This is a genomic window from Thioclava sp. F28-4, assembly GCF_002020045.1.
Classification (GTDB): domain Bacteria; phylum Pseudomonadota; class Alphaproteobacteria; order Rhodobacterales; family Rhodobacteraceae; genus Thioclava; species Thioclava sediminum.
Genome location: NZ_MPZQ01000002.1, coordinates 143,580 through 161,902 on the forward strand (window position 1 = coordinate 143,580; position 18,323 = coordinate 161,902).

Here is an 18,323-nt window from a genome sequence, read left to right on the forward strand (position 1 = left end):
CACGTCACTATCGGCCCCCTCGCGGGCCCGGGAAGGAGAGACAACGTGTCCCACGCAGATAATAACGCAGGCACCCGGAGGGATTTCCTCTACTACGCCACCGCCGGCACCGGCGCTGTGGTGACCGGCGCAGCCGTCTGGCCGCTGGTGAACCAGATGAATGCCTCGGCCGACGTCAAGGCGCTCTCGTCGATCTATGTCGACATCTCGGGCGTCGAGACCGGCACGCAGCTCACGGTGAAATGGCGCGGCAAGCCGGTCTTCATCCGCCGCCGCACCGAGGAAGAGATCGAACTGGGGCGTGAAGTGCCGCTCTCCGATCTGGTCGACACCTCCGCCGAGAACGCGAACAAGCCGGGCGCCGAAGCAACCGACGAGAACCGCACCCTCGACGAGGCGGGCGAATGGCTGGTGATGATCGGCGTGTGCACCCACTTGGGCTGCGTGCCGATCGGCAACGGCTCCGGGGACTACCACGGCTGGTTCTGCCCCTGCCACGGGTCGCATTACGACACCGCCGGCCGGATCCGCAAAGGCCCCGCACCGCGCAATCTCGATATCCCGGTGGCCCAGTTCACCGATGAAACAACCATCAAGCTGGGCTGAGGAGGCATTTAAATGTCGGGCATTCCCCACGACCATTACGAGCCCAAGACGGGCTTCGAGAAATGGACGCATAAGCGTCTTCCGATCATCGGGCTGATCTACGACACGATCATGATCCCCACCCCCAAGAACCTGAACTGGTGGTGGATCTGGGGCATCGTGCTGGCCTTCTGCCTCGTGCTGCAGATCGTCACCGGCATCGTTCTGGTGATGCATTACACTCCTCATGTCGATCTGGCTTTCGCCTCGGTCGAGCACATCATGCGTGACGTGAATGGCGGCTACATGCTGCGCTACATCCACGCGAACGGCGCCTCGCTGTTCTTCCTCGCCGTCTATATCCACATCTTCCGCGGCCTCTATTACGGCTCCTACAAGGCGCCCCGCGAGATCACCTGGATCATCGGCATGATCATCTACCTGTGCATGATGGGCACGGCGTTCATGGGCTACGTTCTGCCCTGGGGTCAGATGTCCTTCTGGGGCGCGACCGTGATCACCGGCCTGTTCGGCGCGATCCCGGGCATCGGCGAGTCGATCCAGGCCTGGCTGCTTGGCGGCCCGGCGGTGGACAACGCGACGCTGAACCGCTTCTTCTCGCTGCACTACCTGCTGCCCTTCGTGATCGCGGCGCTCGTCGTCGTTCACATCTGGGCCTTCCACACCACGGGCAACAACAACCCGACGGGCGTTCCGGTTCGCACCGGCTCGAAAGCGGAAGCCGAGAAGGACACCCTGCCCTTCTGGCCCTACTTCGTGATCAAGGACCTCTTCGCGCTCGCCGTGATCCTGCTGGTCTTCGCCGCGGTCGTGGGTTTCATGCCGAACTATCTCGGCCACCCCGACAACTACATCGAGGCGAACCCGCTGGCGACGCCCGCACACATCGTGCCGGAATGGTACTTCCTGCCGTTCTACGCGATCCTGCGCGCCTTCACCTCGGACGTCTGGGCCGTGATGTTCGTCAACTGGATCACCTTCGGCATCGTCGACGCGAAGTTCTTCGGCGTGCTCGCGATGTTCGGCGCGATCCTCGTGATGGCGCTGGCCCCGTGGCTCGACACCTCGAAAGTGCGCTCGGGCGCCTACCGCCCGATGTTCAAATGGTGGTTCTGGCTACTGGCGATCGACTTCATGGTGCTGATGTGGGTGGGCGCGATGCCGACCGACGGGATCTACCCCTACATCTCGCTGATCGGCGCGACCTACTGGTTCGTCTATTTCCTCGTGATCCTGCCGCTGCTTGGCCTGATCGAGAAGCCGCAACCGATGCCGGCGACGATCGAGGAAGACTTCAACCACCACTACGACATCAAATCGGCTGAATGAGTAAGGAAGAGGGACACCAAATGAAACATCTTCTGATCTCTGCCCTGTCGGCGCTGGTGATCGGGGCAAGCGCCCTGGCCTCCCCGGCGATGGCGGCCGAAAGCGGCGAAAGCCATGTCGAGGATATCGACTTCTCCTTCGAGGGCCCCTTCGGGACCTTCGACCAACAGCAGCTGCGCCGCGGCTTCCAGGTCTACCGGGAGGTCTGCTCGGCCTGCCACGGCCTGCGCTATGTCGCGTTCCGCACGCTCGCTGATCAGGGCGGCCCGATGATGGACCCGGCCTGGGTGCGCGCCTATGCCGCCGAGTTCACTGTGATGGACAAGGAAACCGGCGAAGAGCGCCCCGGCAAGGAGACCGACCACTTCCCGTTCATCTCCGGCATGGGCATGGGTCCGGATCTGTCGCTGATGGCGAAAGCGCGTGCGGGCTTCCACGGCCCCTACGGCCTCGGCATCAACCAGTTCTTCCGCGGCATCGGCGGCCCCGAGTATATCTACTCGGTCCTGACCGGTTACACCGGCGAAGAGAAGGAAGAGGCAGGCTCGTATTTCTACGGCAACCACACCTTCCCGGGTGGTTGGATCGCCATGCCTCCGCCGCTCTCGGAAGACCTCATCGAATATGAGGACGGCACGCCCGCCACCGTCGAACAGATGGCTCAGGACGTTGCTGCCTACCTGATGTGGACTGCCGAGCCGAAGCTAGAATCGCGCAAGCGCTGGGGCTTCGTCGCGGTGCTGATGCTGGCGGTGCTGAGCACGCTGCTCTACCTGACCAACAAGAAGCTCTGGGCGCCCCATAAGGGCAAGAAGTTCGACCTGTAAGCCCGGGCTCGACCTGCTAGACTGATGAACGCCCCCTCGTACGCGAGGGGGCGTTTTCCGTTCTCTGGAGCTGCCCGATGTCCACCCCGCCCCCCGGCTTCGCACCCCTGCCCGACCCGCCCTATTACGCGGTGATCTTCGCCTCTCTGCCCGGGGCGAGCGATGAGGGCTATGGCGCGATGGCCGAACAGATGGCCGCGCTCGCCGCTCAGCAGCCCGGATATATCGGGATGGAAAGCGCACGCGATGGCACGGGCTTCGGCATCACCGTCAGCTACTGGGCCGACGAGGCGGCTCTGATCGCGTGGAAGGCGGTGGCGAAGCACCAGCTCGCGCAGCAACTCGGCAAGGATCGCTGGTATCGCCATTACGCGCTGCGTGTCGCCAAGGTCGAACGCCAGTATGACGGGCCGGAGGGCCGCTGAAATTCTCCCTCTGCTGACGCGGCGCAATGCGCCCGCACTCTTGGATGTCGCGGGCAAGAGGGCTATCTGGGAAGGGACAAGAGGAGTAACAATGCCCGACATTTCCGACCTGCCCCATATCAGCCCCGCCTCCCGCGCCCCGCGCCTGTGCGTGCTGATCGACGCCGACAACGTCCCCGCCGGATATGCCGAAGCGATCTTCGAAGAGATCGCCTCGCTGGGCGAAGCCTCGGTGCGCCGCATCTACGGCGACTGGTCGGCGCAGCGCCTCGCGGGCTGGGCCAAGCGCGTGGCCGAACTGGGCCTCGTCGCGGATCAGCAATTCGCCAATACGAAGGGCAAGAACGCCTCCGATATCGGCCTCGTCATCGCGGCGATGGATTTCCTGCATTCGGATCTGTTCGACGGCTTCGTGCTGGTCTCCTCGGACAGCGATTTCACCCGCCTCGCCGCCCGCATCCGCGAGCAGGGGCTGGACGTCTACGGCATCGGCGAACAGAAGACGCCCGAGGCCTTCCGCAAGGCCTGCAAACGCTTCATCTATGTCGAGAACCTCGGCAATGGCGATAGCACCGCCGACACCACCGCCAAGCCGACTTCGGACAAGACCAGCAGTTCTAGCGCCCCGAAATCCTCGGGCGGCAAGCAGGAGCCGAAAGCCGCGATCCCGATCATCGTCAACGCGATGAAAGCGATCGGCCTGGAAGAGGAATGGTATTCGCTGGGCCAGCTCGGCCAGTTCATCACGCAGGCCAACCCGGATTTCGACACCCGCACCTATGGCAGCGCGAAGCTGTCGGACCTGCTGATCAAGACGGGCCGTTTCCAGTTGCAGCGCGGTGAAGGCAATCAGTGGATGGTGCGCGATCTGGCCTGATCAGGCCTTCGCCGCGTAGCGCGCAAGGAACATCGCGACGGCGCCCCGGATCACGCGCTCTTTCTGCTCACCGGTGAAGCTGTCGCAGATCCCGAACAGGAGCTTCGGGTGCAGTTCCGATTTGCACAGCTCGATGAAGAGGTAGGCGGCAAGATCGATATCGTCGATCACCAGCTCGCCCCGGTCGGCAGCACAGCGCAGGTACTCCATCAGCAGCTCGTGCACCAGTTCCGGACCCGCCGCGTAGAAGGCGCGGCCCAGTTCGGGAAACCGCTCGGATTCGGCGACGCAGAGCCGGTAGAGCCCCTGGTTGAGTTTGCAGTTCATCGACTCGACGAGTTGCGACGCCGCGAGCGACAGCACCACCTCGGGCGCGGCGCCGAAATCGATCGTGGCGACCGCGCTGTCGGTCTGCTCCTTGAGCTGCGAGCGCACGACCTCGACGAACATCAGCCGCTTGTCCGGGAAATAGCTGTAGAGCGTGGCTTTCGAGACGCCCGCTTCCTTGGCGATGTCATCGACCGAGGCCCCGTCGAACCCGTCGCGCAGAAAGATCGTCCGCGCCCCTTCGAGCACCTGATCGAACTTGCGCCCGCGATTGATCTGATCTGCCTGTGACATCTGCCCTCCGGTTCCGGGAAACGCCCCCGGGGCTCGCAGAATAAACCGGGCGGTTCACATCCCGCAAGGTCGCGCACGCCACGTCATAGCACTCTGCATCGGCGCCCGGCAGACCGCTGCCTGTCTTCGGCTTGGCCGAAATATCCCGGGGGGCTCCGAAGGAGCGGGGGCAGCGCCCCCTCTTGCCTCGATAATGTCGCCCTCCGGCGAAGGAGGCAGCGCCCCCTCAGCCGATCGTGCCGCGGACACCGCCGGTCTGCGCCCGGTCCATCAGGAACTGATCGAGGATCACACAGGCCATCATCGCCTCGGCCACCGGCACCGCGCGGATGCCGACACAAGGGTCATGACGGCCCTTGGTGATCACCTCCACCTCTTCGCCCGCGACATTGACCGAGCGGCGCGGCGTCAGGATCGACGAGGTCGGCTTCACCGCAAAGCGCACCGTGATCGGCTGGCCGGTGGTGATCCCGCCAAGGATGCCGCCTGCGTGGTTCGACAGATATTCGACGCCCTCGGGGCCCATCACCATCTCGTCGGCATTCTCCACGCCGGTCAGGGCTGCCGAGGCCATGCCCTCGCCGATCTCGACGCCTTTCACCGCGTTGATCGACATCATCGCGGCGGCCAGCTCGGTATCCATCTTGGCGTAGATCGGCGCGCCCAGACCTGCCGGGCAGCCCTCGGCCACCACCTCGATCGCGGCCCCCACCGAATTCTGCCCCTTGCGGATCGCGGCGAGGTAATCGGCCCATTCATCCGCAGCCTCGCCGTCGGGCAGGAAGAACGGGTTTTGAAGGATCGCATCGCGGTCGAATTTCGCGCGGTCCAGATGTTTCGCGCCCATCTGCACCATGTAGCCATAGATCTGCAGATCGGGGATCAACTGGCGCAGCGCGGCCTGCGCAACGCCCCCTGCGGCCACCCGCGCCGCCGTCTCGCGCGCGCTCGACCGCCCGCCGCCGCGATAGTCACGGACACCGTATTTCTGGTGATAGGTGATATCGGCATGACCGGGGCGGAACTGCCGCGCGATCTCGCCGTAATCCTTCGAGCGCTGATCGGTATTCTCGATCATCAGCTGAATCGTCGTACCGGTCGTCTTGCCCTCGAACACACCCGACAGGATGCGCACCGCGTCGGGCTCCTTGCGCTGGGTCGTCTCCTTCGACTGGCCCGGACGGCGACGGTCGAGGAATTGCTGGATGAACGCCTCGTCGATCTCGATGCCGGGCGGGCAGCCATCCACCGTCGCGCCAAGCGCAGGCCCGTGGCTTTCGCCCCAGGTAGTGACGCGGAACTGGTGACCGAAAGTGTTGAACGACATGGGACGCGCGCCTCGCAGGTTTCCTTCGGCGCTGGCTTAGCAAGTCAGGGGCTGCGAGGCAACGCGCATGGCATTGCGCGCGGCAGCTTGGAAAGACCTTGGTTACGCGCGGGACGCGCTCACTCTACCGCGCGGATCAGCTTGCGCTCGAGCACGCGCAGCACCTGGCGCAGATCGTGGCCGCGCCGTAGCACCTGCCCCTGCTGCCCGATCACCGCATATTGCCCCTGTTTCGAGCGCAGCGCGGGCCGTTTCTCGATCCGGTAGATCGGCACTTCGGCGGCGCGGCGAAAGATCGAGAAGACCGCGACATCGCGCAGAAAACTCATCCCGTAATCGCGCCACTCCCCGGCCGCGACCGCGCGCCCGTAAAGCGACAGGATCACGCCAAGCTCGGAGCGATCGAACGCGATCTGCTCCGGCACGCCGGAAGGGTTCGGATAGGGGGAAGGCGTTTGAACCGTCATTTACAAAGGGTACATCGCGCGTGGCGCAAATCAAGCCCACCCGCGCTAAGGTTGCATGCGCCTTTGCCGCGCCGGAATAAGACCGCGAAAATGCCCGATTTCCTGCGCCTTCCTGCCGGGTTTCCACGCCACCTTCAAATCAGCGGAAAACGCTAAAGCCCGACGGTGCGGTCAACAGCCCCCACCCAGTTCGTATCGTCGGGCGCTTTTCCCTCCTGCAGAAAAGCCTCGTGTCCTGGTCAGACACGGGGCTTTTCCTTTTCCCGATCCGTCGCACTCTCTGCCCTAGTAGCAGCGCACCGCCGCAATCGTGCCGTTCTCGTCGATCTCGAAATTCACGCGATCCGGGGCGTAATCCATCGTCACCGCATCGCCCGGATGAATGATGCGATGGGGCCGTGCGAGGGGAAGCTCCGCCAGCACCGATTCAGGCCGCCCTTCCAGCGCCGCGAGCCCGGGCGGCGGACAGGTGCCGGCCCGAGGCGCACCCGGCCCCGGTGGTCCACCGCGCGGCTGGCAGGCCGCGACCCCGAAAGCTGCGACCCCCAATGTGACGATCAGACCGATCCGCGCCCTGCTCCGTTCCATCAGGCTCACCCGCAATCGATGTTGTAGACATTCCCGCGCGAGTCGAGCCGGAACACGACGCGCTGCGGGTTGTAGACCTGATCCTCGACGCCGCGCCATTCCACGATGCGATAGGGTTTGGTGATCCCCAGCGTCTGGATCTGCGCCGCCGGTTGACCCAGGACCGAGGTGTAATTCACCGCGCCGCAAGTGTCCGGCTCACGCTCCTGCAGGCCGCCTTTGGTGAGGGTGACAGGCGGGGTGACATAGGGCGTGGGCGCTTCGGCCTGAGGCGCGGGAGAGGCGCCATCCGTGGGGGTCTCGCTCATCGGCCCCGCGGGATCGCAGGCCGCAAGCGCCAGCATCGAACCCATGACGAAAAATCGTTTCAACATGTCGCACCCTTCATTGCATTGGCCGCGCCGATAACGCAGGCTATTGCGGAATTTATACAAGGAGTATGCGCCCATGAGAACCCGTGCCGCAGTCGCGCTCGAGGCGGGAAAACCGCTCGAAATCATGGAAGTGGAGCTGGAAGGCCCGAAAGCGGGCGAAGTTCTCGTCGAGATCAAGGCCACCGGCATCTGCCACACCGACGAATTCACCCGCTCGGGCGCTGACCCCGAGGGCATCTTCCCGACCATCCTCGGCCATGAAGGCGCGGGCGTCGTGCTGGAAGTCGGCGAAGGCGTCACCACGCTGAAGCCGGGCGATCACGTGATCCCGCTCTACACGCCGGAATGCCGCGAGTGCCCGTCCTGCCTCTCGGGCAAGACGAACCTCTGCACCGCGATCCGCAACACCCAAGGTCAGGGCCTGATGCCCGACGGGACCACGCGCTTCAAAATGCTCGATGGCACACCGATCTATCACTACATGGGCTGCTCGACCTTCGCGAACCACACGGTGATGCCCGAGATCGCGCTCGCCAAGGTCCGCGACGACGCGCCGTTCGAGAAGATCTGCTATATCGGCTGCGGCGTCACCACCGGCATCGGCGCGGTGATCAACACCGCTGGCGTCGAGATCGGCTCGACTGCGGCGGTCTTCGGCCTCGGCGGCATCGGTCTGAACGTGATCCAGGGCCTGCGCATGGCGGGTGCCGACATGATCATCGGCGTGGACCTGAACGACTCGAAAGAGGAAATGGCGCGCAAGTTCGGCATGACCCATTTCGTGAACCCCTCGAAGCTGGATCACTCGGTCACGCAGGAAATCGTCAACCTCACCAAGACCGAGCGCGACCAGATCGGCGGCGTGGATTACTCGTTCGACGCGACCGGCAATGTGAAGGTCATGCGTGACGCGCTCGAATGTTCGCATCGTGGCTGGGGCGTCTCGGTCATCATCGGCGTCGCACCCGCCGGTGCGGAAATTTCCACCCGCCCGTTCCAGCTCGTCACGGGCCGGACCTGGAAAGGCACCGCATTCGGCGGCGCCAAGGGTCGGACCGATGTGCCGAAATTCGTCGAGTGGTACATGAACGACAAGATCGAGATCGACTCGATGATCACCCACACGATGCCGCTCGAAGACATCAACAAGGCCTTCGACCTGATGCATGCGGGCGAGTCGATCCGCTCGGTCGTGATTTACTGACCCCAAGGCCGGGGGCGCTGCCCCCGGACCCCCCGGGATATTTGAACCAAGGCGAAGAGGGGCAGCGCCCCTAACTCCCCAGATAATCCCGCAGCGCAGGCGGCGGATCGTCGAGAAGCGGTCCGGTCTCTTGCGGCGCATGGGCGTGGCCCTCGGCCACCAGAACCGTCTGCGGGCAAAGAGCACGCGCATCCTCGGGATCGTGGCTGACCATCAGCACCGTCGTGCCCTGTTCGCGGGCGATCTCGGCCACCAGCGCCAGCATCTCGGATTTCAGCGCGGGCCCCAGCGCCGCGAAGGGCTCGTCGAGCAGCAGGATCGGCCGGCCTCGGAGCAGCGTCCGCGCGAGCCCCGCACGACTTTGCTGCCCGCCCGACAGCGCGCCGGGTTTGCGCCTCTCCATCCCCTCAAGGCCCACACGCGCCAGCGCGGTCTCGATCCGGGCGCGGTCGGTGGCGTCGATCTTGCCTTTCGGGTTCAGGCCAAGCGCGAGATTGGTCTCGAGCCGCAGATGCGGAAACAGGTTCTGATCCTGAAACAGGATCGAGAGCGGACGCTCCCCCGGCGGCGTCGCGGTAATGTCCTCGCCCTGCCAGAGGATGCGGCCACTTGCGGGCGACAAGAACCCCGCGATGGCCGCAAGCAGCGTCGATTTCCCCGCGCCGGACGGGCCGATCAGCGCGACGCGCGCACCGGTCTGGATCGTGAGGTCGGCATCGAGGCGGAAATCGCCCTGTGTGAGGGTCAGTCTATCGAGGGTCAGCATAATGCCCCGCGCGGTCGAGCGCCCAGAAAAGCGCGAAGGTGAGGATCAGGAGCAGGCTCGCAGCGCCCGCTGCCTGATCCATGCGATAAGAGCCCATGAGCTGGAAAAGCGCCAGCGGCAGGGTGCGGGTCTGGCCATCCGAGAACAGCGTGATGACGCCCAGATCGCCCATCGAGAAGGCCGCGGCCAGCCCCGCCGAAAAGCCCAGTGGCCGGGCAAGGCGCGGAACCGTCAGCAGGCGCAGCCGGGCGAAGCCGCGCAGCCCGAGCGAGGCGGCGAGCCGGTCGTAATCAGCCTGAAGCGTGCGGATCTCGGGCATCAGGATGCGGGTCGCAAAAGGCACCGACAGCGCGGCATTGGTCAGCAGCACCATCGGCAGGGCGAGGTCCGTGGGGTTCACGAAAGGCCGCGCGATCAGGAAAGCGCCGGTCCCCATCACGAGGCTCGACGCGGTCATCGGCAACATCGCCGCGATCTCCGCCCAGCGTTGCCGCGTGGCCACCAGCGCGAGCGGCAGGGCGATGGCAAGAGTGATCACGGTCGAGGCCAGCGCGATCACCAGCGAGGTCAGCGTGGCGGGCCAGACCATCTCGGGCAACTCAACCAGTGCAGGCAGCCCACGGGCAAAGACCGCCCCGATGGGGAGCAGCAGGAAGACGGCTGCCAGAAGGATCGCGAGCGTATCGAAGGCCACGCGATCCGCCCCGCCGGACAACTGCGGAATCGGTGTGGCGCGGCGGTCATGCCCCGCGCCGAAGCTCGACGGCAGGGTCGCGCGCGCGGCGATCAGCAGAGCTGCGACCGAGATCGCGACCTGCACCAGCGCAAGGCTCGCCGCGCGTCCCATGTCAAAATCGAAGCGGAAGGCCTGATAGATCGCCAGCTCCACCGTGGTCGCGCGCGGCCCGCCGCCCAAGGTAAGCGCCACTGCAAAGGAGGTCAGGCAAACGAGGAAGATCGCGAGGAACGCGCCGGGCAGAACGCTGCGCAGCATCGGGCGTTCGAGGTGGCGGGTGACCTCGGCCGGGCCGAAGCCCAGCGTGGCCGCAAGGCGGAACCGCTCGGCCGGGATCGCCTCCCAGCCGTGCAGGATCATCCGCGTGGCCAGCGGCAGGTTGAAGAAGACATGGGCGATGATCACGCCCTGCGCCCCATATATCGAGATCGGATCGATGCCGAAGGGCGCCAGTGCCGCATTGACCAGCCCGCGCCGCCCGAACACCGCGATCAGCCCGAAGACCGCGACGATCACCGGCAGGATGAACGGCGCCCCGAGGAGCGAGATCAGCAGCCCGCGCCCCGCAAAGCGACGGCGATGTAGCGCCCGCGCGACCGGGATCGCCAGCACGCAGGAGATCAGTGCCGAGGCCGCCGCCTGCCAGAGCGTGAAGCGGATCGCGGCGAGGTCGGTCTCGCGCAAGCCGGTCAGCCCGCCCGCGCGGATCGTCACCGCCGCCAACGTGCCAAGGACGAGCGCGGCCAAAGCCGCACCCGCCAGCACCGCCCAGAGGGGCGCGCGTTTTATTTGGAGAAGGCGCGTTGCCATTCGTCCAGCGCCGGACCGCGCAGTTTCTCGGCCTCGGTCTCACCAAGATAGAGCGTCTTGTCGGGCATCGGCAGGCTCTGGAACACCTCCGGCAATTGGTCATGCGGCAGTTTCGCCGGGAAGGACCAGTTCGCCGTCGCGATCATGCCCTGAAAATCGGGGCTGAGCACGTAATCGAGGAATTTCTGCGCCAGCTCGGGATGCTTCGAGGTCTTGAGCTGCGCGACCAGTTCGGGAGTGAAGTAATGCCCCTCGGGGAAGATCGCGGCGACCTTGCTGTCATCCTCCTCGGCCATGATGTGATAGGCGGGCGAGGTGACGTAGCTGAGCACCATATCCGCCTCGCCATCGGTGAACATCCCGTAGGCCTCGGACCAGCCCGGCGTCACCGTCAGCACCTTCGGCGCGATCTTCGTCCAGGCCTCTTCGGCCTTGTCGCCGTAGATGTCTTTCACCCAGAGCAGCAGCGACAGACCCGCGACCGAACTGCGCGGATCCTCGATGACGATCTTGTAGGCATCGTCGGGCGCATTCAGCAGGTCCTGGAAGCTCGCGGGCGGGTTTTTCAGCTTGGTCTTGTCATAGACGAAGGCCAGCTCCGACCAGTCGAAGGGCAGGAAGATCGGATCGTCCCATTTGACCGGCATGGTCAGATCGGAGGTGTCCTCGTTATGCGGGGCGAACAGACCCGTGGCGCGCGCCTTCGCGGTCACGTCGGTGTTCAGGCCGATCGCGATATCGGCCTGCGTCTTGTCGCCTTCGAGCAGGATGCGCGGCAGCACATCGCCCGCCACGAATTTCAGATCGCAATCGCAAGTCGCCTCGAACCCTTTCTCGATCGCGGGGCCGGGGCCCCATTCGCTCGTGAAATAATCGGGCGCATAGACGGTGAGTACGGGCTTGTCCTCGGCCGCCGCCATCGTGGCGATCAGGCTCAGGGCTCCCGCAAGCATCAGGTGGGTTTTCATGCCTCACTCCTTGGGCTTGCCGGGCGGAGTGGGGCCGGGAGATCCGGCTACCTTCCCTCCGCCGGTCTTAACCGGTTCAGGTTCAACGGGTTCGCGCGGATCGCATCTCAGCCAGCCTTGCGCTGGCACCCCGAGGTAGGGCGCAACGTAAGCGCGCGCGGCTGCGGACGCAAGGGCAAGCAGGCACAGCGTCCCTGCCCCGCGTCCCGGACCCTCTGGCGAGTTCCCGCCAGTGGCGAGCCGCGCCGGATTTCAATGGCTTGCAACTGCGCGCGGCGCGACGCAGGCTCGATCTGGAACGGATTTGGGAGGAACCGATGCGCATTACCCTCACCGCGGCCCTGCTGGCCGCGACCGCCCTGCCCGCCTTGGCCGACACGATCGAGGCACCGGGCAAGATCACCGCCGTGACGCTATTCCCACGCGGCGCGCAGGTGGTGCGGCAGGTCACGCTGGACACCCCCGAGGGCAGCCATGACCTGCTGGTGCCGGGCTTTCCCGAAGGCACCGACATCTCGACGCTGCGCGTGTCGGGCGACGGTGTGCAGATCGGCGCGGCGAGTCTGATCTCCGGGCGCGCGCCTGCGATCAGCGGGCAGGACAGCGCCGCAGTGAAATCTGCGCGCGATCGGTTGGCCTCGGCGCAAGAGGCGCTTGCGGAACAGGAAGACGCCGTGGCCGTGATCCGCGCGAAGGCGCAGGCCGCGCGCGACCAGATCACCTATCTCAAGAACACCGACTCACAGGTAACCGCACCCGAACAGCTCCGCGCGCTGGCGCAGATGGTGGAGGACCAGATCCTCTCCGCCACCGAACGCGCAATTGCCGCCGAAGCCGAGGCGCGCCGCGCCGAAGCGGCGCTCGACCCCGCGAAGGAAGCTGTGAAGCAGGCCCAAGCGGCGCTCGATGCGCTGCTGAACCCGGCGCAGGATCGTGACGTGCTGAGCGCCAAGGTTCAGGGTTCGGGCACGCTGACGATCACCTCCTACGTCCAGAACGCGGGCTGGCAGCCCTCCTATGATTTGCGGCTCGACCGCGACAAGAGCGCGGTGGACATGGAGCGCTTCGTCTCGGTCCATCAGGCAACGGGCGAAGATTGGCGCGGCGTCGATCTGACCCTCTCGACGGCACGTCCCGGCGGGCGGGCGGAGCCGGGCGAAGTCTATCCGCGGCTTGCCCGGATCGGTGATCCCGACGCGCCGCCCACGCCGGTGCCGATGAAGCGTTCCCTCGCCGCATCCGATGGCGCCGCCCCCGCCCCGATGATGGAGGCCGCGATCAGCGACCGCGCCGATCTGCAGATGCAGGGCGAGACGGTGACCTATCATTACCCGAGCGCCGTGGACCTGCGCGACGGGGTGGACGATCTGCGCCTGAGCCTCGATTCCAAGACCCTGCCGATGGAGGTCTTCGCCGAGGCCGCGCCGCTGACCGATCCGCAGGCCTATCGCGTAGCCGAGGGCAAGAACGACACCGGCGAGATCCTGTTGCCCGGCCCCGCGAACCTCTATGCCGATGGCGCGCTGGTTGGCCAGTCGCATCTGCCGATGGTCGCGGCGGGTGACGATCTGACGCTTGGCTTCGGGCCGATCGAAGGCATCCGCGTGGACCGCCGCATGCCCGACACGATGGAGGGCGATAGCGGCTTCATCTCGAAATCCAATGAGCGCCGCGAGGTGGTCGAGATCGAGGTGAAGAACCTCACCGACAAAGGCTGGCCGATGCGGGTGATCGACCGGGTGCCCTATTCCGAACAGGAAGACCTGAAGATCACGACCAAGGCGACCCCGCCTGCAAGCGAGACCGACTACGACCACCGCCGTGGCGTGCTCGCATGGCGCTTCGATCTGGGCGCAGGCGAGACCAAGACGATCCGCACCGAGACCACGCTCAGCTGGCCCACCGATCAGGTGCTGCGCTAAGGCAAGCTTGCGCGAACAGGCCTACGCGCGGCCATGGCCCGCGTGATCAGGCCGCGTTTCGCGGATCGGCCGCAGCGCGCAGTTTCGCGAGCAGCGCTGGCGACAGGCGCAGAAACCCGCGCGCGGGAGCATCGGCCTTCGCCGCCTCGGGGGGCTGTGCCTCTGCACCGCCGCTCTTCTCGGTCGCCTCGGGCGTCTTCTCGTCCGGCGCGGCTTGCGGTCCCACTGCCTGCGCGGCCTGCGCTGCCGCATATTCGGCGGCGACCGCCCGTGCCGACGCGCCCTGCCCTGCCGTCGCACCGACGATCTTGGTGCGCCCGCCATCATCGCCCGGAAACGGCGCGCCGAAGCGTAGCACCAACTCCGTCAGGCTTGGCCCGATCTCGTCGAGCAGCATCAGGAAGCGGTTCGTGGGCCATGCGTGCAGCCCCAAGGCCCCGCCGCCTGCAAGCCGAAGAACGAAGCCCTCCCCCCGCAGTCGATGTTGCAGATCGAACCAGTCGCGCGCCTGATCCAGCGCCTCTTGCACCGCATGCATTTCCGGCAGCGGCGCTTTCGCAGCAGGCGCTTCGGGCGCCACCTCCTCCGCCAGACCTTCCTGCAACACGCGCCGGATCAGCTCTGCCGGGGGCAGACCGAACGCGCGCGCTTCCGCCGCGATGCGGTCGATCAGATCGAGCGGCAGGCGTAGGGAGACAAGGCGATGCTGAGAATGGGAGCGGGATGCAGATTGTGACATGGCGGGTCGAAGCTCGTTCGCATTGGCGGGGTCCCCCCAGCCTCGCGCATCAAGCTTAACAGCCCGTGAACACCAGTCGGATTTCCGCCGCAGCGGAGCCGTCGGCCCCGCGCGGGGGCCAACGGGAATGGCAAAGCCTCAGAACGTCTCGAACCGATCCGAGTCGGCGTCATACTGTTCAAGCACGCCTTCGCCGATGTCGTGGCGCAGCCCGTGCAGCGTCATCCGGTCGGCATCGAGCGCTTCGCGCACGAAGGGGAAGGTCATCAGGTTCTCGAGGCTGACTTTCACCGCCTCACGCTCGAGCGCCAGCACCTGCTGATCCTCGGGCAGCTCGCTCACGCGCTCGTAGCCCGGACGCAGCAGGTTCAGCCAGGTGCCGACGAAGGAGCTTTTCTCCTCCAGCTCCGGCGCATGGCCCGAGCACATCGCATGGCACCCCGCGACACCGCCGCAATTGGAGTGGCCGAGCACGATCAAATGCGCGACCTTCAGGCTGGTCACCGCATATTCGACCGCAGCCGAGGTGCCGTGGTGATCGCCATCGGGCGTGAATTCCGGCACGAGGTTCGCGATATTGCGGTGAATGAAGAACTCGCCCTGATCGGCGCCGAACATCGAGGTCACATGCACGCGGCTGTCACAGCAGGCGATGATCATCGAACGCGGGCGCTGCCCTTCGGAGGCGAGACGGCGATACCAGGCGCGGTTCTCGTTATAAGTGGTGGCGTGCCATCCTTGATAACGGCTCACAAGGTAGCTGGGCAGCGGTTTCACATGCTCTCTCATCGATCCCTCGTCTGGTGTCTGGCGTCTTATCGCTGCGTCAAATAGCGCGTTGCGCGCCCGGTTTCGAGAAGATTTTCCGTATCGCTCAACGAAATCTTGAGACCTCTCGATCACGTTACCGCCCGGGTGATGGTGAAATCAAAAGGGGTGTCGGGGTGACACAGGTGTCTCGCTTGCGCTGCAAGGAAAAGATGTCGTTGGATACGGCGCGGCTGGTGGTGCTCTATGCGGAGCTGGGACAGGACGGGGCGGAGCGGGTGATCTGCGCCACGGTCGAGGATCTCGCCTTCCATCTCAGCGCGTTGGAAGAGGCCACGAAATCCGGCCAATGCGGCAAGCTGCGCCGCGCGATCGCCGAGGTGATGGAGCTTGCCGAACAAGTCGGGCTGGTGTCGATGGTCAGCACGGCGCGCGACCTTCTGGACTGCCTCTCGGGCGGCGATGCAGTGGCGCAGGCGGCGGTGATGGCGCGGCTGGGCCGGATCGCGGAACGCTCGCTCACCGAGGTTTGGGATATCGGCAACCTGTCTTCCTGAGGCGTGATCGATCGGCCCTTGCGGGCAGGCGCGGCAACGCTAGGCTCTGGGACGAAAGCAACCACCAGAGCCAAGGAGCCGCCCCCATGAGCGCAGACAAGACCGCAAACGTGCCCGCCGAGTTTTCCTTTCTCGCCCCGCGCCCCGCGATGCGCTTCGCCGAGGCGGACGCGCCCGCGCGCGCGCTGATCGCCGTTGCGCCCGAAGGATTGGAGCAGGCTCTGGCCGATCTGCCTCCCGCGCAGCGCGCCTTCGCCGAAGCGACGGGCTTCAAGGCGAGCGCAGGTCAGGTCGCGCTTCTGCCTGGGCCGGATGGTGCGGAGGCGGCCCTTCTGGGCCTCGGGACCTCTGCTACCCGGTCGCGCGAGCGGTTCTCGCTCACGCGGGCGGCCTCGGCCCTGCCCGAAGGCGCATGGCGGATCGAGGGCGACCTGTCGGAAACGTTGAAAGCGGAAACGGCGCTCGGCTGGTTGCTCGCGGGCTATCGGTTCGGCCGCTATGCCGAAGCCACGCCGCCGAAAGCGCGGCTGGTCTGCCCGGAGGGCTTGGATGCCGCGCAGATCGAAGCCGTGGCCGAGGGCGAGGCTTTCACCCGTGACCTGATCAACACCCCCGCCTCCGATATGGGGCCGGACGAACTGGAGGGCGCAGCTCGACTGCTCGCCGAGCGTCATGGCGCAGAGGCCAAGGTGATCAAGGGCGACGATCTTCTGGCGCAGAACTTCCCCATGATCCACGCGGTGGGCCGCGCCTCCCCGCGCACGCCGCGGCTTATCGAGCTGAGCTGGGGCAGCGAAGGACCGGCGCTGACGCTGGTCGGCAAGGGTGTGTGCTTCGACACCGGCGGGCTGAACCTCAAGCCCGGCGCTTCGATGGGGCTGATGAAGAAGGATATGGGCGGCTCAGCCACCGTGTTGGGGCTTGCGCATATGATCATGGCGACCGGCGCGAAGCTGCGCCTGCGGGTGCTGGTCCCGGCGGTGGAGAACTCGGTCGGCGGCGACAGTTTCCGCCCCGGCGACATCCTGACCAGCCGCAAAGGGCTGACCGTCGAGATCAACAATACCGATGCAGAGGGACGGCTGGTGCTGGCCGACGCGCTGGCCTATGCCGATGAGACGCCGCCCGACCTGTTGATCTGCATGGCGACGCTGACGGGGGCCGCCCGGGTCGCTCTGGGGCCGGACATTCATCCGTTCTACACCGATGACGAGGGCGTCGCGCAGGCCTTGGCGACGGCCTCGGGCGCGGTGGCCGATCCGCTCTGGCGGATGCCGTTCTGGGCGCCCTACGAGGCGAAGATCGAGCCCGGCATCGCCGATCTCGACAACGCCCCCTCGGGCGGCATGGCGGGCTCGATCACCGCCGCGCTGTTCCTGCGCCGCTTCGTGACCGAGACAAAGCGTTTCGCCCATTTCGATATCTACGGCTGGCAACCCGCCGCGGCCCCCGCCCGCCCGAAAGGCGGGGTCGGGCAAGGCGCGCGGGCGATCCTCGCGGCCCTGCCCGAGGTGCTGAAATGACCGACCCTCGCCGCCTGCCCTATTCAGGCGAGATCGCGCTGGAGACCCTGCGCGGGCAGGTCGAGGCGGAAGGCTTCACCCACGGGATGCCCGCGCGGATCGTCGCGCCCGTGACCGATCTCGGCCCCGAGCCGGGCAGCTTGCGCGACCGGCAGCTTCTGTTTGGCGCCGAGGTGACGGTGATCGACCAGCGCGACGGCTTCGCCTTCGTGCAGGCCGCGTGGGACGGATATTGCGGCTGGGTCGCCGCCGATACCTTCGGCACGCCCGAACCTTCCACCCATGTCGTCACCGCGCCTGCGACGCATGTCTATCGCGAGGCGGCAATCAAACGTGGCGAAGTCATGCAGCTCTCGATGGGCGCACGGCTCTCCGTGACCCGCGAAGACGGCATGTTCGCCGTGACCGCCGAGGGATTCGTGCCGCGCCAGCATCTGCGCGCGCTCGATCGGCCCGAGGACGATCCGGTCGCGGTGGCCGAGCGGCTGCTGGGCACGCCCTATCTGTGGGGTGGCAACAGCCGCGGGGGGATCGACTGCTCGGGTCTGGTGCAGATCGGTTTCGCGCTATGCGGGATGTCCGTGCCGGGCGACAGCGATCTACAATGGGCGGAGATGGGAGAGGTGGTGCCGGAGGGCGCGCCCCTGAAGCGTGGCGATCTGTTGTTCTGGAAAGGCCATGTGGCGCTGGCCTGCGATCGCGAGACGATGATCCATGCCAACGGTCATACGATGAGCGTGGCCTATGAGGGCATCGAGGCCGCCAAGGCGCGGATCGCGGCGGCGGGCGAAGGGCCGTATCTGGGGGTGAAGCGGGTCACGCGGTAAGGGACGCGCCCGAGCCTTGGGTGGGCGCTTCGATCCGCCTGTGGCCAGGCGCTTTATCTCGC

General features: G+C 66.0%; 20 protein-coding genes and 1 riboswitch. Of the genes, 10 read left to right on the top strand and 10 right to left on the bottom strand.

Translation table 11 applies throughout. The features are described from left to right. The first annotated feature begins 45 nt into the window (after positions 1 to 45). The 5 genes from petA to BMI87_RS05475 all read left to right on the top strand — a co-directional run bounded on the left by petA (position 46) and on the right by BMI87_RS05475 (position 4,064). A complete protein-coding gene (gene petA / locus BMI87_RS05455) occupies positions 46 to 606 on the top strand; it encodes a ubiquinol-cytochrome c reductase iron-sulfur subunit (RefSeq protein WP_078520169.1) in 561 nt (186 codons plus the stop codon). Between the two features lie 12 nt (positions 607 to 618). Next, on the top strand, positions 619 to 1,935 hold the full coding sequence (gene petB / locus BMI87_RS05460; RefSeq protein WP_078520170.1) for a cytochrome b: 1,317 nt from the start codon (positions 619 to 621) through the stop codon (positions 1,933 to 1,935). 20 nt (positions 1,936 to 1,955) lie between these two features. Further along, complete coding sequence (locus BMI87_RS05465) at positions 1,956 to 2,762, top strand: cytochrome c1 (protein ID WP_232621623.1); 807 nt, start codon at positions 1,956 to 1,958, stop codon at positions 2,760 to 2,762. 77 nt (positions 2,763 to 2,839) lie between these two features. Continuing rightward, a complete protein-coding gene (locus BMI87_RS05470; protein ID WP_078520171.1) occupies positions 2,840 to 3,187 on the top strand; it encodes an antibiotic biosynthesis monooxygenase in 348 nt (115 codons plus the stop codon). A gap of 91 nt (positions 3,188 to 3,278) precedes the next feature. After that, positions 3,279 to 4,064, top strand: coding sequence for an NYN domain-containing protein (locus BMI87_RS05475; protein ID WP_078520172.1), 786 nt, complete (start codon positions 3,279 to 3,281; stop codon positions 4,062 to 4,064). On the opposite strand, the gene BMI87_RS05480 is transcribed toward BMI87_RS05475, so the two are convergent. The 5 genes from BMI87_RS05480 to BMI87_RS05500 form a co-directional block, all read right to left on the bottom strand. Next, positions 4,065 to 4,685 (bottom strand): TetR/AcrR family transcriptional regulator, encoded by a 621-nt coding sequence (locus tag BMI87_RS05480; RefSeq protein WP_078520173.1) that lies wholly within the window; start codon positions 4,683 to 4,685, stop codon positions 4,065 to 4,067. Positions 4,686 to 4,911: 226 nt separating this feature from the next. Next, positions 4,912 to 6,012, bottom strand: a complete 1,101-nt coding sequence (gene aroC / locus BMI87_RS05485; RefSeq protein WP_078520174.1) for a chorismate synthase — start codon at positions 6,010 to 6,012, stop codon at positions 4,912 to 4,914. Positions 6,013 to 6,131: 119 nt separating this feature from the next. After that, positions 6,132 to 6,479 carry a DUF2794 domain-containing protein gene (locus BMI87_RS05490; RefSeq protein WP_078520175.1) on the bottom strand — a complete coding sequence of 116 codons (348 nt, stop codon included), beginning with the start codon at positions 6,477 to 6,479 and terminating at the stop codon, positions 6,132 to 6,134. A gap of 285 nt (positions 6,480 to 6,764) precedes the next feature. Next, positions 6,765 to 7,067 carry an I78 family peptidase inhibitor gene (locus BMI87_RS05495; protein WP_078520176.1) on the bottom strand — a complete coding sequence of 101 codons (303 nt, stop codon included), beginning with the start codon at positions 7,065 to 7,067 and terminating at the stop codon, positions 6,765 to 6,767. Between the two features lie 5 nt (positions 7,068 to 7,072). Next, positions 7,073 to 7,441 (bottom strand): I78 family peptidase inhibitor, encoded by a 369-nt coding sequence (locus BMI87_RS05500; RefSeq protein WP_078520177.1) that lies wholly within the window; start codon positions 7,439 to 7,441, stop codon positions 7,073 to 7,075. A gap of 73 nt (positions 7,442 to 7,514) precedes the next feature. Here BMI87_RS05500 and BMI87_RS05505 point away from each other — a divergent pair, with 73 nt between their 5' ends. Then, entirely contained in the window at positions 7,515 to 8,645 is a 1,131-nt protein-coding gene (locus BMI87_RS05505) for an S-(hydroxymethyl)glutathione dehydrogenase/class III alcohol dehydrogenase (protein ID WP_078520178.1), read from the top strand. A 70-nt stretch (positions 8,646 to 8,715) separates the two neighbouring features. Here the strand turns inward: BMI87_RS05505 and BMI87_RS05510 are convergent, their stop codons facing one another. The 3 genes from BMI87_RS05510 to thiB are packed head-to-tail and all read right to left on the bottom strand — an operon-like array spanning position 8,716 to position 11,925. After that, complete coding sequence (locus BMI87_RS05510; protein WP_078520179.1) at positions 8,716 to 9,411, bottom strand: ATP-binding cassette domain-containing protein; 696 nt, start codon at positions 9,409 to 9,411, stop codon at positions 8,716 to 8,718. Continuing rightward, complete coding sequence (locus BMI87_RS05515) at positions 9,395 to 10,957, bottom strand: thiamine/thiamine pyrophosphate ABC transporter permease ThiP (protein WP_078520180.1); 1,563 nt, start codon at positions 10,955 to 10,957, stop codon at positions 9,395 to 9,397. The genes BMI87_RS05510 and BMI87_RS05515 overlap by 17 nt, the downstream gene beginning before the upstream one ends. Then, on the bottom strand, positions 10,933 to 11,925 hold the full coding sequence (gene thiB / locus BMI87_RS05520) for a thiamine ABC transporter substrate binding subunit (protein WP_078520181.1): 993 nt from the start codon (positions 11,923 to 11,925) through the stop codon (positions 10,933 to 10,935). Before thiB ends, BMI87_RS05515 begins: the two co-directional genes overlap by 25 nt. A 36-nt stretch (positions 11,926 to 11,961) precedes the next feature. Beyond that, positions 11,962 to 12,068: riboswitch (TPP riboswitch) on the bottom strand. Between the two features lie 174 nt (positions 12,069 to 12,242). Between thiB and BMI87_RS05525 the strand changes: the two genes are divergently transcribed. Continuing rightward, a complete protein-coding gene (locus BMI87_RS05525) occupies positions 12,243 to 13,847 on the top strand; it encodes a DUF4139 domain-containing protein (protein ID WP_078520182.1) in 1,605 nt (534 codons plus the stop codon). Between the two features lie 46 nt (positions 13,848 to 13,893). Here the strand turns inward: BMI87_RS05525 and BMI87_RS05530 are convergent, their stop codons facing one another. Both BMI87_RS05530 and BMI87_RS05535 read right to left on the bottom strand, forming a co-directional pair. Beyond that, positions 13,894 to 14,586, bottom strand: a complete 693-nt coding sequence (locus BMI87_RS05530) for a hypothetical protein (protein WP_078520183.1) — start codon at positions 14,584 to 14,586, stop codon at positions 13,894 to 13,896. 138 nt (positions 14,587 to 14,724) lie between these two features. Then, the gene (locus BMI87_RS05535; RefSeq protein WP_078520184.1) at positions 14,725 to 15,375 is read right to left on the bottom strand and encodes a carbonic anhydrase; all 651 of its coding nucleotides are present in this window, start codon (positions 15,373 to 15,375) and stop codon (positions 14,725 to 14,727) included. Between the two features lie 191 nt (positions 15,376 to 15,566). Here BMI87_RS05535 and BMI87_RS05540 point away from each other — a divergent pair, with 191 nt between their 5' ends. The 3 genes from BMI87_RS05540 to BMI87_RS05550 all read left to right on the top strand — a co-directional run bounded on the left by BMI87_RS05540 (position 15,567) and on the right by BMI87_RS05550 (position 18,261). After that, complete coding sequence (locus tag BMI87_RS05540; protein WP_078520185.1) at positions 15,567 to 15,911, top strand: hypothetical protein; 345 nt, start codon at positions 15,567 to 15,569, stop codon at positions 15,909 to 15,911. A 149-nt stretch (positions 15,912 to 16,060) separates the two neighbouring features. Continuing rightward, positions 16,061 to 17,434, top strand: coding sequence for a M17 family metallopeptidase (locus BMI87_RS05545; protein WP_078520567.1), 1,374 nt, complete (start codon positions 16,061 to 16,063; stop codon positions 17,432 to 17,434). Further along, positions 17,431 to 18,261, top strand: a complete 831-nt coding sequence (locus tag BMI87_RS05550) for a C40 family peptidase (protein ID WP_078520186.1) — start codon at positions 17,431 to 17,433, stop codon at positions 18,259 to 18,261. Before BMI87_RS05545 ends, BMI87_RS05550 begins: the two co-directional genes overlap by 4 nt. Positions 18,262 to 18,323 lie beyond the last annotated feature (62 nt).